Annotated in this window: 18 protein-coding genes; 4 read left to right on the top strand and 14 right to left on the bottom strand. The window is 71.7% G+C overall.

Annotated elements, in window-relative coordinates; genetic code table 11:
- Nucleotides 1-14: 14 nt before the first annotated feature.
- From DDP54_RS06325 to DDP54_RS18365, 5 genes are all read right to left on the bottom strand, one after another.
- On the bottom strand, nt 15-1,628 hold the full coding sequence (locus DDP54_RS06325) for an ABC transporter substrate-binding protein (protein ID WP_242448254.1): 1,614 nt from the start codon (nt 1,626-1,628) through the stop codon (nt 15-17).
- A 222-nt stretch (nt 1,629-1,850) separates the two neighbouring features.
- The gene (locus DDP54_RS06320) at nt 1,851-2,969 is read right to left on the bottom strand and encodes a LacI family DNA-binding transcriptional regulator (RefSeq protein ID WP_109131029.1); all 1,119 of its coding nucleotides are present in this window, start codon (nt 2,967-2,969) and stop codon (nt 1,851-1,853) included.
- A 30-nt stretch (nt 2,970-2,999) separates the two neighbouring features.
- On the bottom strand, nt 3,000-3,410 hold the full coding sequence (locus tag DDP54_RS06315; protein ID WP_158274467.1) for a VOC family protein: 411 nt from the start codon (nt 3,408-3,410) through the stop codon (nt 3,000-3,002).
- A gap of 10 nt (nt 3,411-3,420) precedes the next feature.
- A complete protein-coding gene (locus tag DDP54_RS06310; protein ID WP_109132395.1) occupies nt 3,421-4,080 on the bottom strand; it encodes a DUF1684 domain-containing protein in 660 nt (219 codons plus the stop codon).
- Between the two features lie 143 nt (nt 4,081-4,223).
- Nucleotides 4,224-4,394, bottom strand: coding sequence for a hypothetical protein (locus tag DDP54_RS18365; protein WP_197711328.1), 171 nt, complete (start codon nt 4,392-4,394; stop codon nt 4,224-4,226).
- Nucleotides 4,395-4,759: 365 nt separating this feature from the next.
- On the opposite strand from DDP54_RS18365, the gene DDP54_RS06300 reads away from it, so the two are divergent.
- Genes DDP54_RS06300 through DDP54_RS06290 form a run of 3 tightly spaced genes read left to right on the top strand, consistent with a single transcriptional unit; the run spans nt 4,760 to nt 9,314 of the window.
- Nucleotides 4,760-6,481, top strand: a complete 1,722-nt coding sequence (locus tag DDP54_RS06300) for a cellulose synthase catalytic subunit (RefSeq protein WP_109131027.1) — start codon at nt 4,760-4,762, stop codon at nt 6,479-6,481.
- The gene (locus DDP54_RS06295) at nt 6,478-7,209 is read left to right on the top strand and encodes an HlyD family efflux transporter periplasmic adaptor subunit (protein WP_109131026.1); all 732 of its coding nucleotides are present in this window, start codon (nt 6,478-6,480) and stop codon (nt 7,207-7,209) included. The genes DDP54_RS06300 and DDP54_RS06295 overlap by 4 nt, the downstream gene beginning before the upstream one ends.
- A complete protein-coding gene (locus tag DDP54_RS06290; protein WP_109131025.1) occupies nt 7,206-9,314 on the top strand; it encodes a glycosyl hydrolase in 2,109 nt (702 codons plus the stop codon). The genes DDP54_RS06295 and DDP54_RS06290 overlap by 4 nt, the downstream gene beginning before the upstream one ends.
- Here DDP54_RS06290 and DDP54_RS06285 read toward each other — a convergent pair.
- Nucleotides 9,263-10,495 carry a glycosyltransferase 87 family protein gene (locus tag DDP54_RS06285; protein ID WP_242448253.1) on the bottom strand — a complete coding sequence of 411 codons (1,233 nt, stop codon included), beginning with the start codon at nt 10,493-10,495 and terminating at the stop codon, nt 9,263-9,265. The genes DDP54_RS06290 and DDP54_RS06285 overlap by 52 nt on opposite strands.
- 224 nt (nt 10,496-10,719) lie before the next feature.
- Here DDP54_RS06285 and DDP54_RS06280 point away from each other — a divergent pair, with 224 nt between their 5' ends.
- Nucleotides 10,720-12,084 (top strand): solute carrier family 23 protein, encoded by a 1,365-nt coding sequence (locus DDP54_RS06280; protein WP_109131024.1) that lies wholly within the window; start codon nt 10,720-10,722, stop codon nt 12,082-12,084.
- A gap of 161 nt (nt 12,085-12,245) precedes the next feature.
- Here DDP54_RS06280 and DDP54_RS06275 read toward each other — a convergent pair whose 3' ends face one another.
- From DDP54_RS06275 to DDP54_RS06240, 8 genes are all read right to left on the bottom strand, one after another.
- Nucleotides 12,246-12,935 carry a LytR C-terminal domain-containing protein gene (locus tag DDP54_RS06275; protein WP_242448252.1) on the bottom strand — a complete coding sequence of 230 codons (690 nt, stop codon included), beginning with the start codon at nt 12,933-12,935 and terminating at the stop codon, nt 12,246-12,248.
- Nucleotides 12,932-13,228 carry a type II toxin-antitoxin system VapB family antitoxin gene (locus DDP54_RS06270; protein WP_109131023.1) on the bottom strand — a complete coding sequence of 99 codons (297 nt, stop codon included), beginning with the start codon at nt 13,226-13,228 and terminating at the stop codon, nt 12,932-12,934. Before DDP54_RS06270 ends, DDP54_RS06275 begins: the two co-directional genes overlap by 4 nt.
- 87 nt (nt 13,229-13,315) lie before the next feature.
- The gene (locus tag DDP54_RS06265) at nt 13,316-14,578 is read right to left on the bottom strand and encodes a hypothetical protein (protein ID WP_146192372.1); all 1,263 of its coding nucleotides are present in this window, start codon (nt 14,576-14,578) and stop codon (nt 13,316-13,318) included.
- A gap of 27 nt (nt 14,579-14,605) precedes the next feature.
- Nucleotides 14,606-15,334, bottom strand: a complete 729-nt coding sequence (locus DDP54_RS06260) for an SRPBCC family protein (protein WP_146192371.1) — start codon at nt 15,332-15,334, stop codon at nt 14,606-14,608.
- 106 nt (nt 15,335-15,440) lie between these two features.
- Nucleotides 15,441-16,523: an ABC transporter ATP-binding protein gene (locus tag DDP54_RS06255; protein ID WP_109131020.1), complete on the bottom strand. Its 1,083-nt coding sequence runs from the start codon at nt 16,521-16,523 to the stop codon at nt 15,441-15,443.
- Complete coding sequence (locus DDP54_RS06250) at nt 16,520-17,461, bottom strand: ABC transporter permease (RefSeq protein ID WP_242448439.1); 942 nt, start codon at nt 17,459-17,461, stop codon at nt 16,520-16,522. The genes DDP54_RS06255 and DDP54_RS06250 overlap by 4 nt, the downstream gene beginning before the upstream one ends.
- 106 nt (nt 17,462-17,567) lie before the next feature.
- Nucleotides 17,568-18,548, bottom strand: a complete 981-nt coding sequence (locus DDP54_RS06245; protein ID WP_109131018.1) for an ABC transporter permease — start codon at nt 18,546-18,548, stop codon at nt 17,568-17,570.
- Entirely contained in the window at nt 18,545-19,675 is a 1,131-nt protein-coding gene (locus DDP54_RS06240) for an ABC transporter ATP-binding protein (protein ID WP_109131017.1), read from the bottom strand. The genes DDP54_RS06245 and DDP54_RS06240 overlap by 4 nt, the downstream gene beginning before the upstream one ends.
- Nucleotides 19,676-19,757: the final 82 nt, after the last annotated feature.

Here is a 19,757-nt window from a genome sequence, read left to right as displayed (position 1 = left end):
GTCGCGCGGGTCGGTCAGCTACCGGCCTTGGTGATGTTCGTCAGGACGAGCAGCGGGTTGGAGCCCCACGTCGCCGGGGTGGCGTAGGGGTTGTCCTTGCTCGGCCAGTTGGTGAAGGCCTTGTCCGAGAACAGGCCCCACAGGCCGCCGTAGAACATCGAGATCACGGGCACCTGGTCGTACATCGCCTGCTGGAGCTTGTTGGCGATGTCCTTCTGCTTGGCCGGGTCGATCGTCACCTTGAGGTCCGCGAGCAGGGCGTCGACGGCCGGGTCGGAGAACCGCTGGAAGTTCGCGGTCGTGCTCGTGCCGACGGGCTGCAGGAACTCGCTGCTCAGCAGGTTGTTGAAGTCCTGGTAGACCGATCCGGTCCCGCCGAACGACCCCATCGCGAGGTCGAAGTCGCCGTTCTGGATCGCCTGCTGGTAGGCCGCGGGCTGCGGCTGGTTGATCGTGACGGTGATGCCGACAGCCTGGAGCTGCTTCTGCACCTCCTGGACGCCGCGCAGCCAGTCGGTCCAGCCGTTGGCCGTCGTGATCGCGATCGTGAGCGGCTGGCCGGCCTTGTCGACGAGCTTGTCGCCCGACTTCGTGTAGCCGGCCTTCGCGAAGAGGTCGGTCGCGGCTGCCGCGTCCTGCGTGATCGCGCCGCCGTCAGGCAGGGCCGAGTTGAGCCAGGCCTCCTGGTTCGGCAGGAGCAGGCCCGACTGGCCCGCGGCCTGCACGTAGCCCTCCTCGGCGACCTCCGCGATCGACGAGCGGTCGAGCGCAGCAGACAGCCCCTTGCGGAAGTTCACGTCGTTGAACGGTGCCTTGGTGAGGTTCGGCAGCAGGCTGATCGTGCCGCCCGGCGGGAACCAGTACGTGTTGCCCTTGCCGGCCTTGACCCACGTGTTCTCGACGTCGGACATGAACGCGTACGCCCAGTCGTAGCCGTTGTTCACGACGTCGAGCTGCGTGTTCGACGCGGGGATCACGAGCTCGGTCGCGGCGACCTTGTCGGCCTGCCAGTAGGTCGCGTTCTTCTCGAGCTTGTACTGGTTCGGGCCGAACTCGCCGAGCGTGTAGGGGCCGGTGCCGACGGGCTTCTCGTCCGTCGCGGTCACCGGGTCGGCGACGTCCTTCCACAGGTGCTCCGAGACGATCGGGACGCTGAGCACGATGGCCGCGGCCGGCACGTCCTCGGCCGTCAGCGTCATCGTGACCTTCGAGCCGTCGGCCTTGACGTCGGCCAGGTGCTGCCAGACGCCGGTCGTGTCGAGGGCAGGGAACTTCTTGAGCAGGTCGTAGGTGAAGGCGACGTCGGCGGCGCTGAAGGCCTCGCCGTCGGACCATGTCACGCCCTGACGGATGTCCACGACGATCGTCTTCGCGTCGGGCTGCGTGAACGCGGTCCCGAGGAACGGCACCGCCTTGCCGTCGAGCGAGTTCGTCACGAACAGGGGTTCGTAGATGATGGTCGCGGTGTTCCGCTTGCTCGGCGAGTACGGGTTGAAGTTCCGTACGAACGTGGGCGAGCCGTTGTCGGCAGCGACGAGCAGCGACCCGGTCGCGCTCGAGGCGCTGCCTTCGGGTGTCTGGACGTTCGCCGAGCATCCTGTGATCGCCAGGGCGGCGGTGAGAGCCACCCCGAGCGCAGTAGCGAGTCGCCGTGGCGCCCGCCGGGAGCCATTGGTCATGGCGTCCTTCTCCTTCGTGTCGTCGTCGTCACGAGAGCTGCGTGAGGCGCTGCTCCTGCGCGCGAGCTTCGGTGCTCGGCGCCTAGGTGCAATGTATGCGCATACATTGCACCGTGCAACCGGGGGGTGCGCGCGTACATCAGGGGGATCCGGGGGCCGGGGATCCGGGGACTAGCTGAAGTCGGTCGCGCTCGACACGACAGGAAGGCACCCGCAGCTCTCTCGGAGCAGGACCTCCACCGGCAACGTGCGGGACTCGGGTGCCTGCTGCGGATCACTCAGCCGACGCAGCAGGGTGTCCACCGCTGCACGGCCTAGCTCGAGCATAGGCTGGTGCACCGTCGTCACGCGCGGGCTGGACTGCTGGGTCCCGTCGATCCCGTCGAAGCCCGTGAGCGCCACGTCCTGCGGGACCCGCACGCCGGCCTGGGTCAGCACGTCGAGGATGCCGAGCGCCGTCTGGTCGTTCGCGCAGATCAGCGCACGTGGCAGGTCGCCCTCGTCCACGAGGGCGCGGCCGACCGCGCGCCCACCCGCCCGCGTGAAGTCCCCGCGCATCCGGGGCCCGCGCGGCACGCGCAGGCCGGCCGCACGCAGCGCCTCCCGATGACCGTCGAAGCGGTCCTTGGCGTCCGGAGAGTCGGCCGGCCCGCCGATGAACGCCAGGTCGGTGATCCCGTGCGCCGTGATGACGTGCTCGGTCATCGCCCGCATCCCGGCGGCGTTGTCCGTGGTGACGTGGTCGTAGTCGTCGTTCGTGCGCGGACCCGCGATCACCACCACGGGGATCCGCCGCGCGATGTGGGCGAGCAGGTCGTCCGGCACCGTCCGCGACAGCGTCACCATCCCGTCGACCCGGCCGGCGAGGTTGTCGAAGATCTCGGTCCGACCGGTGCCACGAGCGACGGCGATCGTCACGGCCAGACCGTGGCGCCACGCCTCGATCTCGGTCCCGCGCATGACCTCGCTGATGTACAGGTCACCCGTCGGCTCGAAGTCGCCGGCAGGATCGGGGACGACGCGGACCGGCCCGCTCCTGAACGTCACCGGGCCGAGCTCGTCGATGCCGTCGAAGTCCGGGAAGCACAGGCCGATCGCCCCGGCACGCCGGGCGGCGAGCCCACGAGCGCTCGCGCTCGGCACGTACCCGAGGTCCCGGACGGCTGTCTGCACGACGTCCTTGGTGGCCTGCGTGACCTGGTCCGGGCGCCGGAAGACCCGCGAGACGGTCGCGATCGAGACCCCGGCGAGCGCCGCGACGTCGTAGACGGTCGGCACCTTCCGCGTCATCGCCCCGCCGTCCGCATCACGCCGGGGATCCTACGCCGGGGGTTCCGGCGCGGCGTCGAGAGCGGCGCGGATGCTCGCCGTCCAGGTGCCGCCGTTGTCGATGACGAAGCAGAACTCGTTGCCCTCGGGGTCGGCCAGCACGACATAGCCGTCGCCGCCAGGTCCGACCTCGGGCTCGCGCAGGACGCGCGCCCCTCGTGCCGTCGCGCGCGCGATCGCGACACCGGCGTCGGCCACCTGGACGTCGAGGTGCAACCGGTTCTTGGGCGAGGACTTGGGCTCGGGCACGCGCTGGAACGCCAGGAGCAGCGGGTCGGCGTCGACCATGGCCCAGGACTCGTCGCGCACCGCCCACCGGGCCTCGAGCAGGCCGCCCCAGAACTCCGCGAGCGCAGCCGGGTCGGCACAGTCCACGACGATCTCCTGCAGGCGCGGTCGCATGGCGACGACGCTAGCGCTGGTCCCCGAGGTGCACGGCGGGCTCGGGCACGAGCTCGCCGACGGGGACCTCGGCGACCAGCACGTTCCCGCGGGTCGCGAGCGGGCACGCCCAGGCCGGGTCGTAGGCGCACGACGGGTTGTAGGCGAAGTTGAGGTCGACGACGAGCGGTCCGCCGGGCATGTCGCGTCGGCCCAGGTCGGCGCCCTTGATGGTGTCGAGCACGTACCGTCCGCCGCCGAACGTGCCGCCGGGCCGGCCGGCCAGGCCGTCCTTGACGGGCAGGAACAGCCCGCCGCCGTAGCCGCGCAGCGCCCACACCGACAGGCTCCCGAGGCCGGCCAGCTCGACGCGTCCGATGCGCTCGAACGGCACGATGCCGTCGGTCCCGGTGGCGACCTCGAGCCGCTGGTTCGACGCGGCCCGGACCCGGACCTCGAAGCGGAACGCCGGGTCGTACGGGGCGACCACGAGCCCACGGAAACCGCCGCGGGCCTCGGGGGTGAGCGGAGAGGCGGGGTGCTCCGCGAACAGCTCGTCGCGGCCCTCGACCCACGTCGCGTGCGCCGCGGCGGGGTCGGTCGCGGCGATCCGGCGGACCTCCGCGTAGAGCTCCGCGGTGCGTCGGCGCCAGTCCGTCGTCGCGAGCACGTCCGAGGCCGTCGGCGGCAGGCTGGTCGCTCGGTTCGGCGTCGGGACGACGGAGAGGTTCACCTGTCCACCATGCCACCGCGACGCGCGCCCGAGCGCTGCTGGAGGCGGTCGGAGCGAGTGAAAAATGGGCGCAGATCCGGTGGCTGCCGGGCCGCGCGGGGTCAGTGGCCGTGGCGCTGGAGGACACGCACCTCGCGGAAGCCGATCGCCGTGGCGAGGAGCCCGGGGAGCGCCGCCCAGGTCCGTCCGCGCAGCACCGCGACGAGGCAGACGAGCGCGAGCAGTGCGCAGCCCGCGACGGTCGCGACGCTCGCCCAGCGCACGGAGGTCATGGGCATCGACGCTACCCCGTCTTGCTTGTTGAGACGGATCTCGTCGCCTGTCGGATGAACTCCGTCGGAGGCGCTCGCAGGCGTGACCTGCAGGAACATCGGTCGGAACGGACACCGCGCTGCTATCCGCCCATACCGGTGTGATTCGGGTCACGCGCGGTGGAGTGGACACACCTAGGACCTTCGTCCACCGTGGTAGTTCATCCATGGGGGATTCGGACCGGTTCCTACCGGTGCGCCGGGCGTTGCCCGGCACCCGTTCGACCGTCCCCCGTGAACGTGACGCCAGCGTGGCCGTCGCACCGGTGGACGGGCCCGCGAGGGGTCCGCCGCCGTTCTGCGTAGGACGACGGTGGAGGCTTGACATGTCCGAGACCACATTTGGGCGGCTCGTCTTCGAGCCGCGACCGACAGACGACCCGAGAACGACCCCGGCGCGCACGCCGGAGAACGAGGCGGCCCAGTCGCCGTCGCTCATGCTGCTCGTCCTCGTGGCGAGCGCCGGCATCGTGATGTACGCGGTGTTCCTGCTCAACCCGGGCAACCGCGGCGACTGGCTGCCGTTCAGTCTCGTCGTCGGCGCCGAGGCGATCCTCGTCGGGCAGGCCCTGCTGTCGATGTGGACGATCCTGTCCAGCGGGCACAACCCGCGCGGCTTCGACTTCCACCACGCGCAGGACGGCCTCTACGACGTCGCCGACATCCTGCGCCAGCGCATCGACGACACCCCGTCCCGGTGGCGGATGTACCTGCGCAACCGCCCTGCCACGGTCGACGTGTTCATCACGACGTACGGCGAGGACCTCGGCACCATCCGGCGCACGGTCAGCGCGGCCGTCGCGATGCAGGGTGAGCACCTGACCTGGGTGCTCGACGACGGTCGCTCCGACGAGGTCCGCGACCTGGCTGCCGAGCTCGGGGCGCGGTACGTCCGGCGTCTGACGAGCAACGGCGCCAAGGCCGGGAACGTCAACCACGCGCTGTCGCTCAGCAACGGCGAGTTCTTCGTCATCTTCGACGCCGACTTCGTCCCGCTGCCGACGTTCCTCCACGAGACGGTGCCGTTCTTCGCGTCCGACGACGTCGCGTTCGTCCAGACCCCGCAGACGTACGGCAACCTGCACAACCTGATCTCTCGCGGCGCGGGGTACATGCAGTCGGTGTTCTACCGGTTCATCCAGCCGGGCCGGAACAGGTTCAACGCGGCGTTCTGCGTCGGCACGAACGTGATCTTCCGCAGGGCTGCGATCGACCAGATCGGCGGGATGTACTCCGACTCCAAGTCCGAGGACGTGTGGACGTCCATCCGCCTGCACGAGCGGGGCTGGCGGTCGATCTACATCCCCACGACGCTCGCGATCGGTGACACGCCCGAGACGATCGAGGCGTACACCAAGCAGCAGCTGCGGTGGGCCACGGGCGGCTTCGAGATCCTGCTCACGCACAACCCGCTGTCCCGCAAGCGCCGGCTCACGCTCGACCAGCGCCTGCAGTACCTGGTCACCGCGACGCACTACCTCGGCGGGATCACCCCGCTGGCGCTGCTGCTGGTGCCGCCGCTGCAGATCTTCTTCGACCTGACGCCGATGAACATCCACCTGTCCCCGCTCGCGTGGGCGGCGTTCTACGCGGGCTTCTACGGGATGCAGATCCTCGTCGCGTTCTACACGCTCGGGTCGTTCCGGTGGGAGGTGCTCATGCTGGCCACCGTCTCGTTCCCGATCTACTGGCGTGCGTTCGTCAACGCCGCGTTCCACCGCGAGCAGAGCTGGCACGTCACGGGGAGCAAGGGCAAGGCGTCCTCGCCCTTCAACTTCATCATGCCGCAGGTCCTCTTCTTCGCCCTCCTGCTGATCACCTCGGTCATCGGGGGATGGAAGGACTGGTCCCACGGGTCCCTGAGCCTCGCGCTCTTCTGGAACCTCACGAACACCGTGATCCTCGGTGCCTTCGTCCTGACGGCGGCCCGCGAGGGTCGCCGCACCAAGCGAGCAGCGGCCGCTGAGCGTCGCGCGGTCGCCCGTCCCCGACGGTCCGCCGCCGCGCGCGAGCCCGTCCTCGCCGGAGCACCTGGAGGTGCCGCATGACCTGGGGAAACCGCATCCGACTGTTCTTCGGCCTGATCATCGTCGTCGTCGGCGCAGCCTTCGCGACCTATCACCTCAACGAGTCCGAGGCCCTCGCGGCCAGCTCGTCCGCCCAGATCGCCGCCAAGACGTACGACGTCGGGTCGCCCTACGCGGGACTCGTCGTCGACCAGCCCATCGAGATCGGCGACACCGTGGAGACCGGTGACCCCCTCTTCGTGATCGACAGCGCGGCGCTGCAGCACGACATCGCGATCGGTCTCGGCCCGGCGTCCTCTGCTGCGTCCGAGGTCGACGCCGACGGCCACCTCGTCATCCGGGCGACCGGACCGGGTGTGGTGCGCCAGCTGACCGCGACCCGCGGCTCGTTCGTCCAGGCGTCCGGCCAGCTGGCCGTCGTCGAGAAGGCCGAGACGCTGTACGTGCTCGCCGACTACGTCCTGAGCCCGAAGGAGTACGCGCGCATCGGCGACCAGGCCGCCGTGACGATCGTGCTCCCGAACCAGCAGCAGCTGTCGGGTCACGTCGAGCGGGTCGACGTCACGACCGTCGCCAACCAGGCGCAGGCGACGATCACCATCGCGAGCGACGAGCTCGTCGCCGGCGACGCCAACGGTCTCGTGACGGCCGGGACCCCGGTCACCGCGGAGCTGCACCTCACGAACGACGGGGTGGTGACGACTGTCGCCGACTCGGTCAAGCGCTACCTGAGCGGGATCCGGCTGTGACGGCTCGCACGCGGGTCGGCCTGGCCGTGATCGCCGTGGTCGCCGCCGGTGCGGTCGCGGGGGGCGCCTACCTGGTGACCTCCGGAGACCCCGACACGGCCGGGCCGGCCGTGGCGAGCGGGGTCGCCGCGGGTCCCAGCGACGCCGTGCTGCCCGTCGTCGACACGGCCGCGCTCGTCGCGGGCGTCGACCAGTCCGCCGCGGGCAAGCTCACGCCGGTCCGGCTCGCCGACGGTCTCGTGCCGCCCACGAACCGGTGGTTCAGCGGTCTCGTGTTCGGCGACCAGCCGCAGCCGGTGTTCCCGCTGCCGCTGTCGTTCTCGCTGACCGCCGACGGGTTCTCGCTCGGGCTGCCGAAGCCGGTCGTCAGCGAGAAGGCCATCGTCGGCCCGCACCTGCCGGCCGTCGCGGTCGGCGCCGGTGCCACGTCGGCGCGCGTGAGCGCCTACGACGCGGTCACGGTGACGATCGAGCTGCTCGACGCGGGCGGCGGCGTGATCGGTCGCGTCGTGATCGCCGAGGGCTCGCCGTTCGTCAGCTTCACCTCGGTCACGGACACCGACCTGACCCTCGCCGTGCCGTTCGCGGCGGCGGCGTCGGGTGCCCCGGTCGGGTCCGCGCTCGCGACCGCGACGGTCGCCGGGACGCAGTACGCGGTCGTCGCCCCGAGCGGTGCGATCGCTGCGGGCGGGGTCCGGCTGAGCGCCGGGCAGTCCGCCTCCTGGTACGCGGTGCCCGACGGCGCGGACGCGTCCGTCAGCTCGGCGCTCGCGTCGGCCGCGGTGGACCCCGTCGTCGGCTCCGAGTCGACCTACGGCGTCGACGACACCGTGGCGCGCACCACCATCGGCTACCGCACGGCCACGGGCGGTTCGACCGCCTACGTGACGATGCCGCACCAGCGCGCGGGCAAGCAGCCGGACCGCACGGACTGCGGGGCGGCGTCCTACCCGAGCGTCTACGGAGCGCTCGAGCTGTGCACCGGCTCGATGCTCACGTCCTGGGCGCCCGTCGTCCCGGCCTCCGGCGGCCTCGACCTGACGTCCGTGCCGCAGGACCGCCTCGACGTCGTCCGGACCCAGCTCGCGGCCGACGTGGCCTCGACCCCGGCCTTCCCGTCGGACACCTACTTCGGTGGCAAGGCCCTGTACCGCGCCGCGACCCTCGTCACGCTCGGCCACTCGCTCGGGGCGGACGACGTCGTCGCACCGCTCAAGGAGAAGGTCGTCGCTGCTCTGCGCGAGTGGGCGCAGCCCGACGGGTGCACGCAGCGCCAGGCCCGGTGCTTCGTGTACGACGCGGCAGCGCGCGGGGTCATCGGCCTCACGCCGTCGTTCGGCTCCGACGAGTTCAACGACCACCACTTCCACTACGGCTACTTCCTGGCGACCGCGGGTCTCCTCGCGGCCGACGACACCGCGCTCGCGGACGAGCTCGCCCCGGTCATGAACCTGCTCGCGCAGGACGTCGCCGCGGCGCGCCCGAGCGACCAGCTGCCGCAGCTGCGCGTGTTCGACGTGTACGCGGGCCACTCGTGGGCGTCGGGCACCTCGCCGTTCGCCGACGGCAACAACCAGGAGTCCACGTCCGAGGCGGTCAACGCCTGGAACGGCCTCGGACTCTGGGCGAAGGCGTCGGGCCAGGACGCGCTGGGCGTCGAGGCGACCTGGCTCGCGTCGACCGAGGCGGCCAGCGCGCGCGCGTACTGGACCGACCCCGACCTGTCCGAGCCCGTGTACCAGGGGTTCGGGCACAAGATCTTCGCGCTCGCGTGGGGCGGGAAGCGTGACTACGCGACGTGGTTCAGCGGGGAGCCGAGCGCCATCCTCGGCATCCAGCTCATCCCGATGAACCCCGCCGCCGGGTACCTCGCGGGCGACCCGGACCGCATCCGGGCCAACGTCGCCGAGGCGGCTCCGGGCGGGTACGGCGTGCAGTTCGGCGACTACCTGCTCATGTACCTGGCCCTCGCCGGACCGCAGGACGCCGACAGGGCCTGGACGACCGCGCAGCAGCTGCCCGACACGGCGATCGACGACGGCGACTCGCGCGCCTACCTGCTGGCGTGGCTCGCGGCGGCCTCGACGAACCCGGGCGGGGTGTAGCTGTCCTCGGACCTGCGGCTGTCGCGCACCAGGTCGCGGACGGTCTCCACGAGCAGGACCACGAGGAGCACGTTGCGCGCGACCAGGACGAGCGAGACGGGCACCTGCCCGTTGAGCAGCGCGCCGTAGTCGAGCGGGAACACGATCTGCGTGAGGAGCGCGAGGGCCGCCACCTGCCAGGCGGTCGAGCGCCACCCGGGCAGGCGCAGCGCGAGCGCGAGCGCGACGGGTGACGCGAGCCAGGCGAGGTACTGCGGCGAGCCCACCTTGTTGAGCACGATGAGGACGAGGAGAACGAGCAGCGCGGCCCGCACGAGGAACGCCTGCAGGTGCATCCCGGTCCCAGCACGCCGGTGCAGCCACCAGAACAGCGCGGCCAGGAGCGCGATGCCGAGCGGCAGCGCGAGGCCGAGCACGTCGACCGCGAAGTTCGAGCCCGGGCCCGTGATCTCCCACGTGACGAGCTCTTGGTTCAGGTAGCGCGTGACCGACGTGGTGAACAGGCCGGCGAGCACCCACGGGGTCGCGCCGACCGACTCGATCTGCAGCCCGCGCGTGCCCTGCTCCGTCAGGAAGCTCGCGACGTGCGACGTCCCGCCGCCGACCGCGACCTCGAGCACGATGAACGCCGACACGAGACCCGCCGGGACGACGACGTCGCGCCACGGCCGCCGGGTGACGAGCACCAGGGGGATGATGATCGCGCCCGGTGCGACCTTGATCCATGCCCCGGCCGTCAGGAGCGCAGCCGCGAGCCGCGGCCGCGAGAGCAGGACCGCGAGCGCGACGATCATGACCGGCACGATGATCGCGTCGAGGCGCCCCATGGACACCGGGCCCAGCAGCACGAGGAACGCCATCCACCACCAGACGCCGGCCGTGGACCGGCGGTGCCGCAGGAGCACGACGACGGCGAGCGCGTCGAGCAGCGTGACCATCACGCACCAGGCGAGCGCGTACGTGTGACCGTTCGTGGTGCTCGCGACGGCGGGGATCAGCATCGGCACGATCGCGCCCGCGGGGTAGACCCAGTCGCTGCTCAGGACCGGCCACTGGCCCAGGTGCGCGCCGAGCCACATCCAGTACCGGTACAGGTCGACGTCGTGGAACGAGCTGTTGAACATCAGCTGGACGCCCATGAACGTGATCCAGGCGTGCGCGACGACGAACGCGGTCCACACGGCGCCGCGGGACTTGAGGAGACGATCGGGGCTCAGAGGATCCTCCGGGAACGCGCGCGGGTGAAGGGCCAGAGTAGCGCCCCGGCCTGTACCGCCACTGTGCGCGTCCTGGGCGTGGAACACCGCCACCGGGCGAGGCGTCCGCCGCTACCCTTCCGCACAGGGCTGCGGTGCTTCGCGCCGCGGGGGCGGCCCGCACCGACCCAGGACAAGGAGAACCGCGAGTGAGCGGCATCGGATGGCGTGTGCACGGCGACGGACGCACGATCAGCCCCGGGGCGGTCGTCGCCCCTGATGAGCGGCTCAGCTGGCCGCGCACGATCGGCATCGGGATGCAGCACGTCGTCGCGATGTTCGGGGCGACGTTCCTCGTCCCGCTCCTGACGCACTTCTCCCCGGCCACGACGCTGTTCTTCTCGGCGATCGGCACCGTCGCGTTCCTGCTGATCACCGGCAACAAGCTCCCGAGCTACCTCGGGTCGAGCTTCGCGTTCATCGCGCCCATCACGGCAGCCATGGCCTCCGGCGGGCAGTCGGTCGCGCTCGGCGGCGTCCTCGTCACGGGTCTGCTGCTCGCCGTCATCGGCGGGATCGTGCACATCGCCGGCTCACGCTGGATCGACGTCGTCATGCCCCCGGTCGTGACAGGCACCATCGTCGCGCTGATCGGGTTCAACCTCGCGCCCGTCGCGTGGGGCACCTGCCAGCAGTCCGTGGTCGACGGCGCGATCGCGACCTCCTGCACCAGCGGCTTCCGAGCGGCTCCCGTGACCGCGTTCATCACGCTCATGGCGATCGTGCTCACCGCGGTCCTGTTCCGCGGGATCCTCGGGCGCCTGTCGATCCTCGTCGGCGTCGTGATCGGCTACGCCGTCGCCTCGATCCGCGGCGAGGTCAGCTTCGACGCCGTGCGCGACGCGAGCTGGATCGGCTTCCCGACCTTCGTCACGCCGACGTTCGACTTCACCGTGCTCGGCCTGTTCATCCCCGTGGTGCTCGTCCTCATCGCCGAGAACGTCGGCCACGTGAAGTCGGTGTCCGCCATGACGGGCCACGACCTCGACCCGCTCGTGGGTCGCGCGCTCTTCGCCGACGGCGTCGCGACGACGCTCGCCGGTCTCGGCGGCGGTTCCGGCACGACGACCTACGCCGAGAACATCGGGGTCATGGCGGCCACGAAGATCTACTCGACCGCGGCCTACTGGGTGGCCGCCGGGGCGGCGCTCGTCCTGAGCATGTCGCCCAAGTTCGGCGCGCTGATCGCGACCATCCCCCAGGGCGTCCTGGGCGGGGCGACGACGGTGCTCTACGGCATGATCGGCCTGCTCGGCGCGCGTATCTGGGTGCAGAACAAGGTCGACTTCTCCGACCCCGTGAACCTCATGACCGCGGCCGTCGCGCTGATCATCGGCATCGCGAACTACTCGTTCTCGGCCGGCGACCTGCGGTTCGAGGGCATCGCGCTCGGCAGCGCCGCGGCGATCGGGCTCTACCACCTCATGCGCGCGCTGGCCCGCTGGCGTGGGACGAGCCAGGAGCCCGCGAGCCCCGCGTCCGTTCCCGGCGGCGACGAGATCAAGGCGGTCTGACTGACGCCCTCTCACCGCCACGATCACAGAGCCGCCGACCGGACCCTCGGGACCGGTCGGCGGCTCTGTGTCTGCGGTTGTGTCTGAGGCTCTGCGACTGTGTCCGCGACTGTGTCCGCGGCGGTGAGTCGGTGCCGGGCCGGTGGTGAGGTTCGGGCGGCTCAGCCGGCGGCGGGGGTGTCTTCCGGCGCCGGGGTCTCGGCGCCGTCCTGCGGGGGCTCCTCGGTCGCCGTGTCGGTCGTCGGCGCCGGCGCCGGGGCGAGCGTGATCTGGGAGATCGGCACGCAGCCGGCGGGCGCCGCGAACGGCACCGCAGGGTCGAGCAGGATCAGGTCGGCCGCGACGAGCCCGTTGTAGCCGGAGCCGACCGTGATGTCGACGCTCGCGTCGGCGCGGGCGTCGAGCACGAGGACGGGCTTGTCGAGCTGTGCGGCGAGCGTGTATGCCGCCGCGACGCCCGCGGCGCCGAACGTGAGGCGCGCCGTGCCCGCCAGGCTCTCGGTCGAGTTGGTGGTCGTGGCGACCACGAAGCCGCGCGCGGTCAGGGCCGCGGCCGTCTGAGCGGCGAGCCCGGGGACCTTGGCGCCGTTGTAGACGTTGACGGTGACCTGCGCGTACGGCACCGGTGCGGCGCCCTCGGGCGGGCACGGCGGGGCGGTGACCCCGGCCTCGGGCGGCGGGGAGCTGAACCCGCGGGAGAGGAACGGGATGCCCAGAGTTCCGGTGTAGACAGCCGCGGCGCCGAGGCCGGCGACGGCGAGACCGGCCAGCAGCACGCCGAAGATGACGGCCTGCCGCTCGTGCATGTGCCGCCGGCGCAGCGTGCGGGCGCGGTCCGGGTCGGTGCTCACGAGATCACCAGGACGCGGGCGTGCAGAAGTGGGCGCTGCTGGAGCGCTGCCCGGACGGCTCGGTGCAGACCGTCCTCGAGGTACATGACCCCGCGCCACTGCACGACGTGCGCAAACAGGTCGCCGTAGAAGGTCGAGTCGTCCGACAGGAGCGTGTCCAGGTTGAGCGTGACCTTGGTCGTCACCAGCTCGTCGAGCCGCACCTGGCGCGGCGGGACCTCGGCCCACTGCTTGGACGTGACAAGGCCGTGGTCGGGATAAGGCCGACCGTCGCCCACCGCCTTGAAGATCACCCGGCGAGTCTAGGTGAACGGGGGCGGGGCGTACGGGTGCCACGCGAGGGTGGACACCCCAGGCGTCCGTGCGGCGGAGCGCACGGGTCAGGTCGCCGACGTCGCGGTGGCGGGCGACGTCGCCGGGTCGAGCATGGCCTGCAGGGCCTCCAGGTCGGCGATGAGGCCGTCGACCCGTGCGTGCTCCTGGGAGGCCGTGGCCTCGTCTGCCTGGATGGCGGCCTCCTGGGCCGGCAGCGCTGCGTCGTCGCGCGCCAGCAGGGCAGCGGCGTCCGCAAGGGTCTGCTCGGCCGGTGCCATCGGCAGCTCCGTGCCGTCCCACCACACCCACGACAGCCTGAGGCGCTGTCGCTGGCTCGCCGGCATCGCCGCGACCTCGGCCGCCTTGGCCCGGTAGGCCTCGCGGTAGTAGTCCACCGAGGCCGCGTCCGCCGTGTGCTGCGCTCGGCGCTGCGCGTTCGCGGCGTCCCGCACGGCAAGGGCATCCCATGCCGTCTGGATCTCCGTGCCCATCCCGTCGAGCAGCCCCTGCCAGCCGGTGTGCACCGCGACCAGTGCGGCCCGGTCCGAGATGAACCGGGCGTACGTCGCCTCGAGCTGCGCGCTGATCCCGCCGGGGCGCCAGACCTGTGTGCCGACGTACGCGAACAGCTCCGTGGGGCGGCTCTCGGGGTGCGTGCCGACCGACGCGTCGATCTGCTCGTGGATCGGGTCGTCGGCGGCGAGGGCGAGGACCTCGGACTCCAGGAGCGCGGCCAGCCGCGGCTGCTCGTCCGTGCTCAGCTGCGCCCAGGCGGCGTGCAGGGTCTCGTGGGCCGCGGTCTCGACGACGGACCCGTGCAGGCGCGGGTCGGCGGGCTCGAACAGGACGATCGAGCTCGGGCCCTCGAAGAAGCAGCCCACCGCGCTGCCGGCCGACACGGCGGGTCGAGCCGGGCCGTCCACGCATCGACCTGCGAACGCCTGGCGGTCCAGGATCTCGGGGTGCGCGCCGTAGAACAGGTCCCGGCCGTCGGGGGACAGGTGCGCCTCGTCGGCGAGCGCGACGACCGCGGGCGACGGCGCCGGCGCCGAGACGGGCTGGAGTGCCGAGGCGAGGTCGCGGGACGCAGCGGGGAGGTTCGCGGTCAACCAGGAGGCGCCCGCCAGCGCCGCGACGACGACGAGGCTCACCGTGACCGAGGTCGGGACCCGGCCGCTCCGACGTGCCGGTGCGGGTGGCGCCGGTGGTGCCGACCAGGCGACCCGCAGACCCGGGGGCTCGGCGGACCGGGCCGCCGCCTCGTCGAGGACCCACTGAGGAACTCGACCGGTGGGGGACGCCGGGATGTCGTCGGGCGGAAGGGGCACACCCTCAGCATCGGCCGGCGGGAGGTGTCAGGTGAGGCTGTCGGTGCCCTCACCTGTGAGGTCGGCCGGCCGCTCGGCCCGTTCCTTGATGCCGAGCAGCATGCGCCGGCTCATGAGGAAGCTGATCAACGAGACCGGCTCGACGAGCAGAGGGGCCCAGTCCTTGACGTACCCGTAGCGCTCGCGGACGAGCAGCCGCACGCTGCCACGGGGCGCATCCTGGACGACGAAGGTCCACGTGAAGTCGTACGGCGGCGGCGTCGCGCCCATCGGGACCCCGCCGCGCAGGACGAGCGCGCGCCCGGGGTCGACCAGGGCGACCCGCAGCCCACCGTCGGGATGCAGCCGGACCTCGTCACCGACCGCGATCGACTGCCACTCGGGGACGATGTCGTCGGCACTGTGGATCTTGCAGCCGACGAGGTTCTCGAGCGCGTCATAGCTGTAGAACCCGCCGCGGCCCTGACCGAGCTGCGCGACCCACGGCCACACCGCGCCCGCGTCGGCCCGGATGGTGATCGCTCGCGTGGCCGAGAGCCCGGGATGCAGGATGAGCTCGTCGCCCGGCAGCGCCGAGTCCACCTCGGCGCGCGTCGCGCCCCAGCGCAGGGCCCTGGACCGCAGCGTGGCGACCGTGCCCGCGACCGCCGCCGCGGTGAGCGCCCCGGTCGCGGCCGCCCCCGAGGGCCGACGCGGCCCGCACGTGCACGCCCGACCGTCACGTGCGCGACCCCGGCATGAACGACACCTGGACATGGGACCACCTCCTGCGCCTACTCGACCTCGCGCAGCTCGCCGATGCCAGAGCCGAAGGTCCCCGCACAGGTCAGCCGGGCACGACAGGTCGAGCCGGCGCCACAGGTCAGGCCGGCACGCCCACGGTGAGCTCCGGGGGCACGACACCACCCGAGTGCAGGTGGCACGCGACGAGCCTGGACGGCTCGGTGGCCGTGAAGGCCGTCGGGCCGAGGACGGGCCGGTCGGTCCGGCAGAGGTCGAACGCGTGCGGGCAGCGCGCCGCGAACGGGCAGCCGGGTGCGAGGTGCAGCAGGTCCGGCGGTGACCCCGGGATGCCCCCGAGCTCGCGGCGCGGACCGTGCAGCGGCGGGAACGAGCGGAGCAGGCCGTGCGCGTACGGGTGGCGCGGGCGGCGGTAGACGTCCTCGGCGGGGGCGTCCTCGACGATCTCGCCCGCGTACATGATCGCGATGCGGTCGGCGATCTCGATGAGCAGCGAGACGTCGTGCGTGATGAAGACGACCGAGAACCCGAGACGCTCGCGCAGCTCGGAGATCTGCTCGATGATCTGGCGCTGCATCACGACGTCGAGGGCGGTCGTCGGCTCGTCCATGATGAGCACCTGCGGCTCGAGGGCGAGCGCCATCGCGATCATCACGCGCTGACGCATGCCGCCCGAGAGCTGGTGGGGGTAGGAGCGCAGGCGGTCGGCGGCGATCCCGACCATCTCGAGCGTCTCGGCTGCGCGCTCGGCGCTGACCTGCCGGGGCTCGTCGGGCCGGTGCGCCCGGATGGCGTCCGTGAGCTGCCGACCGATCCGGAAGACCGGGTTGAGCGAGTTCATCGCGCCCTGGAACACGATCGCGGTGTCGCGCCAGCGGGACGCGCGCAGCTGGGCGTCGTCGAGCCGCAGCAGGTCGACGCTCGTCCCGGAGCGGTCGGTGAAGATGACCTCCCCGCCGGTGATGAGCCCCGGCGGCGGCAGCAGCCGGGTCGCGGCGTACGCGAGCGTCGACTTGCCGCAGCCCGACTCCCCGGCGAGGCCGAGGACCTCGCCGCGGTGCAGCGTGAGCGAGGTGTTGCGCAGGACGTGGGTCGGGGAGTCGCCGTACCCGTAGTCGACGCTCAGGTTGCGGACCTCGAGCACCGGGACCCGGTTGGCTGCCGGGACGCCGGGCGCGCGCGGGGTCGTCGTCGTGGCGGTCATGCCTCGTCCTTCCGTCCGGGTCCGGCGGGCTGTGCGGGGGCGGCAGGCTGCGCGAGCGGCGCGGGCTGCGCGGGAACGGCGACGGGTGTGAACCCGATGCGGGCCCGGATCCCGCGGCGCCGCATCGTGCGCGCGTTCTGCCCGGTGTTGCGCAGGCGCGGGTTCACGAACTCGTCGATGCCGAAGTTGATCAGCGACAGCGCCATGCCGAGCAGCGCGATGCAGAGCCCGGCGGGCACGAACCACCACCACGCGCCGCGGGCGAGGGCCTGGTTGGACTGCGCCCAGAACAGGATCGTGCCCCAGTTCCAGTCGCTGATCGAGGTCACGCCGATGAACGCGAGCGTGATCTCCGAGAGGATCGCGAACGTCACGGTCCCGACGAAGCTCGACGCGATGATCGCCGTGAGGTTGGGCAGGATCTCGAACATGACGATCCGCCACAGCGACTCGCCGTTGGCCCGGGCGGCCTCCACGAAGTCGCGCCGCCGCAGCGAGAGCGTCTGGGCCCGCAGGATGCGCGACCCCCACGCCCACCCGGTGATCGAGATGACGAACGCGACCGTCAGCTCGCCCGACGAGGGCAGCTGCCCCGCGATGATGATGATGAGCGGCAGCGCGGGGATGACCAGGAAGATGTTCGACAGAGCCGACAGCAGCTCGTCGCCGACGCCGCCGATGAAGCCCGCGGTCACGCCGATGATCACGGCCAGCGCGGTCGCGATGATGCCGGCCGCGAGCCCGACGATCATGACGCCCCGGGTGCCGACGAGGATCTGGGACAGGATGTCCTGGCCGAGGTTCGTCGTCCCGAGCCAGTGCTGCGCCGACGGCGGCGACATGGTGGCGGCGCTGAGCGCGCTCGGGTCGTACGGCGAGATCCAGCTGCCGATCACGGCGAGCACCGTGAAGACCGCGAGGATGACCAGCCCGGTCATCGCCTTGGTGTTGCGCAGGAACACGAGGTGGTGACGCGCCGCGGCCGCGGGGACCGCGTCGGGCACGGTGACGCTCGGATCGAGCGTCATGGAGTTGACGGCCATGTCAGCCCTCCTGCCGGGTGCGCGGGTCGAGCAGCGCGTAGATGAGGTCCGCGAGCATGTTCGCCACGAGGACGGAGAGGGTGATGATGAGGAAGACGCCCTGCATGAGCGGGTAGTCCTTGGCGCTCACCGCCTGGTACAGCACGTAGCCGATGCCGGGGTAGGAGAAGACCATCTCCATGACGAGCGTCCCCGAGACGATGAAGCCCAGCGACAGCGCGAACCCGGAGACCTGCGGGAGGATCGCGTTGCGCGCGGCGTACCCGAACATGACCCGGCGCTCGCTGAGCCCCTTGGCCTGTGCGACCGTCACGTAGTCCTCGGAGGACACCGTGACCATCATGTTGCGCATCCCGAGGATCCAGCCGGCGACCGACGAGATGACGATGGTCGCGGCCGGCAGCAGCCCGTGCTGCAGGACCGAGCCGATGAACTCACCGCTGAACGTCGGGACCAAGCCGCCGTCGTAGCCGCCGGACGCGGGCAGCACCTGCCACACGACGCCGAACAGCATGATCGCGAGCAGCCCGAGCCAGAAGTACGGCACCGCGGAGAAGAACGTCGTGATCGGCAGGATCGAGTCGGCCCACGTCCCGCGCCGCCACCCGATCGCGGTCCCGATGAGCGTGCCGATGACGAAGCTGAGGATCGTCGACAGCCCGACGAGGCCGATCGTCCACGGCAGGGACTGCGTGATGATGCCCCCGACGGGCGTCGGGAAGAACGTGAACGACAGGCCGAGGTCGCCGTGGAACAGCAGCGACCAGTAGTGCAGGTACTGCTGGAAGGTGCTGGACGTGTCGTCCATCCCGAACAGGACGTTGAGCGACGCGATCGCGTCCGAGCTCATCTGGCCCTGGTAGCGGTTGATGAGCGCGTCCACCGGGTTGCCCGGCATCATCCGCGGGATGAAGAAGTTCAGGGTGACCGCGGCCCAGGCGGTGACGAGGTAGAAGCCGATGCGGCGGGCGAGGAAGGTCATCGGTCCCCCTCCTTGGTGGCGGACGGGGCGGCAGACGCGGTGGTGGAGGCGGTGGCGGTGGCGAGCACCGGTGCGCCGGGGGTGTCGGGCGAGTACAGCCAGCACGCCGTCTCGCGCCCGGGCCCGACGTCGATCAGCGGCGGCACCTCGGTGCGGCACAGCGCGGTCGCGTGCGGGCAGCGGGGGTGGAAGCGGCAGCCGGGCGGAGGGGTCACGAGGCTCGGGGCCTCGCCGCGTGCCTCGCCGGCACCGAGCGGCGACAGCTGGTCCGGGTCGGGGGCCGACCGCACGAGCAGCTGCGTGTACGGGTGCCGGGGGTCCTGCGTGACGGACTCGCTGTCGCCGGTCTCGACGATGCGCCCGGCATACATGACGACGGTCCGGTCGGCGAAGTACCGGGCCGAGGCGATGTCGTGGGTGATGTAGAGGATCGCGAGGTGCAGGTCGTCGCGCAGCTCGCGCAGCAGGTTGAGGATCCCGAGGCGGATCGACACGTCGAGCATCGAGATGGGCTCGTCGGCGAGCAGGACCTCGGGCTCGGCGGCGAGCGCGCGGGCGATCGCGACGCGCTGGCGCTGACCGCCGGACAGCTCGTGGGGGAACTTGTCGACGTAGCGGGACGCCGGGTGCAGCTGGACGCGCTCGAGCAGCTCCGTCAGGGCCAGCTCGAGGTTGTCGCCGCGCAGCCCACGGTGGTGGATGCGGAGCGCGCGCGTGAGCGTGTACCGCACCGTGTGGATCGGGTTCAGGGACGCGAACGGGTCCTGGAAGATCATCTGCACGCGACGGCAGTACGCGCGGAACTGGCGGCGCCCGCGTGCGTCGACGACCTCACCCTGCAGGCGGACGGTGCCGCCGGTGTGCGGGAGCAGCTGCGCGAGGAGCCGCGCGACGGTCGACTTGCCCGAGCCCGACTCGCCCACGAGCGCGACGACGGTCCCGCGGCGCAGCTCGAGGTCGAGGTCGTCGACCGCGTGGACGACGCTGCGCCGGCGGGCCGAGCGCAGCGGGAAGTGCTTGGTGAGGCCGACGGCCTCGAGCACGACGTCACCGGGTCGGCTGTCGGTCGCCGTCGCCGTCGCCGTGGCTGTCGCGGGCGTCGGCGGGGTGGGGCTGGGTGCGCTCATGGGTCACCAGTCAGGAGAGGGGGCAGGGCCGGGTGCGGACGGTCCGCGTCGGGCGCGAGGTGCACGCCCGACGCGGACCGAG

Origin of the sequence: Cellulomonas sp. WB94 (genome assembly GCF_003115775.1) — a bacterium.
Taxonomy (GTDB): domain Bacteria; phylum Actinomycetota; class Actinomycetes; order Actinomycetales; family Cellulomonadaceae; genus Cellulomonas_A.
Note: the sequence above shows the minus strand (reverse complement) of the source record. Positions and strands in the feature narration are given on the sequence as shown.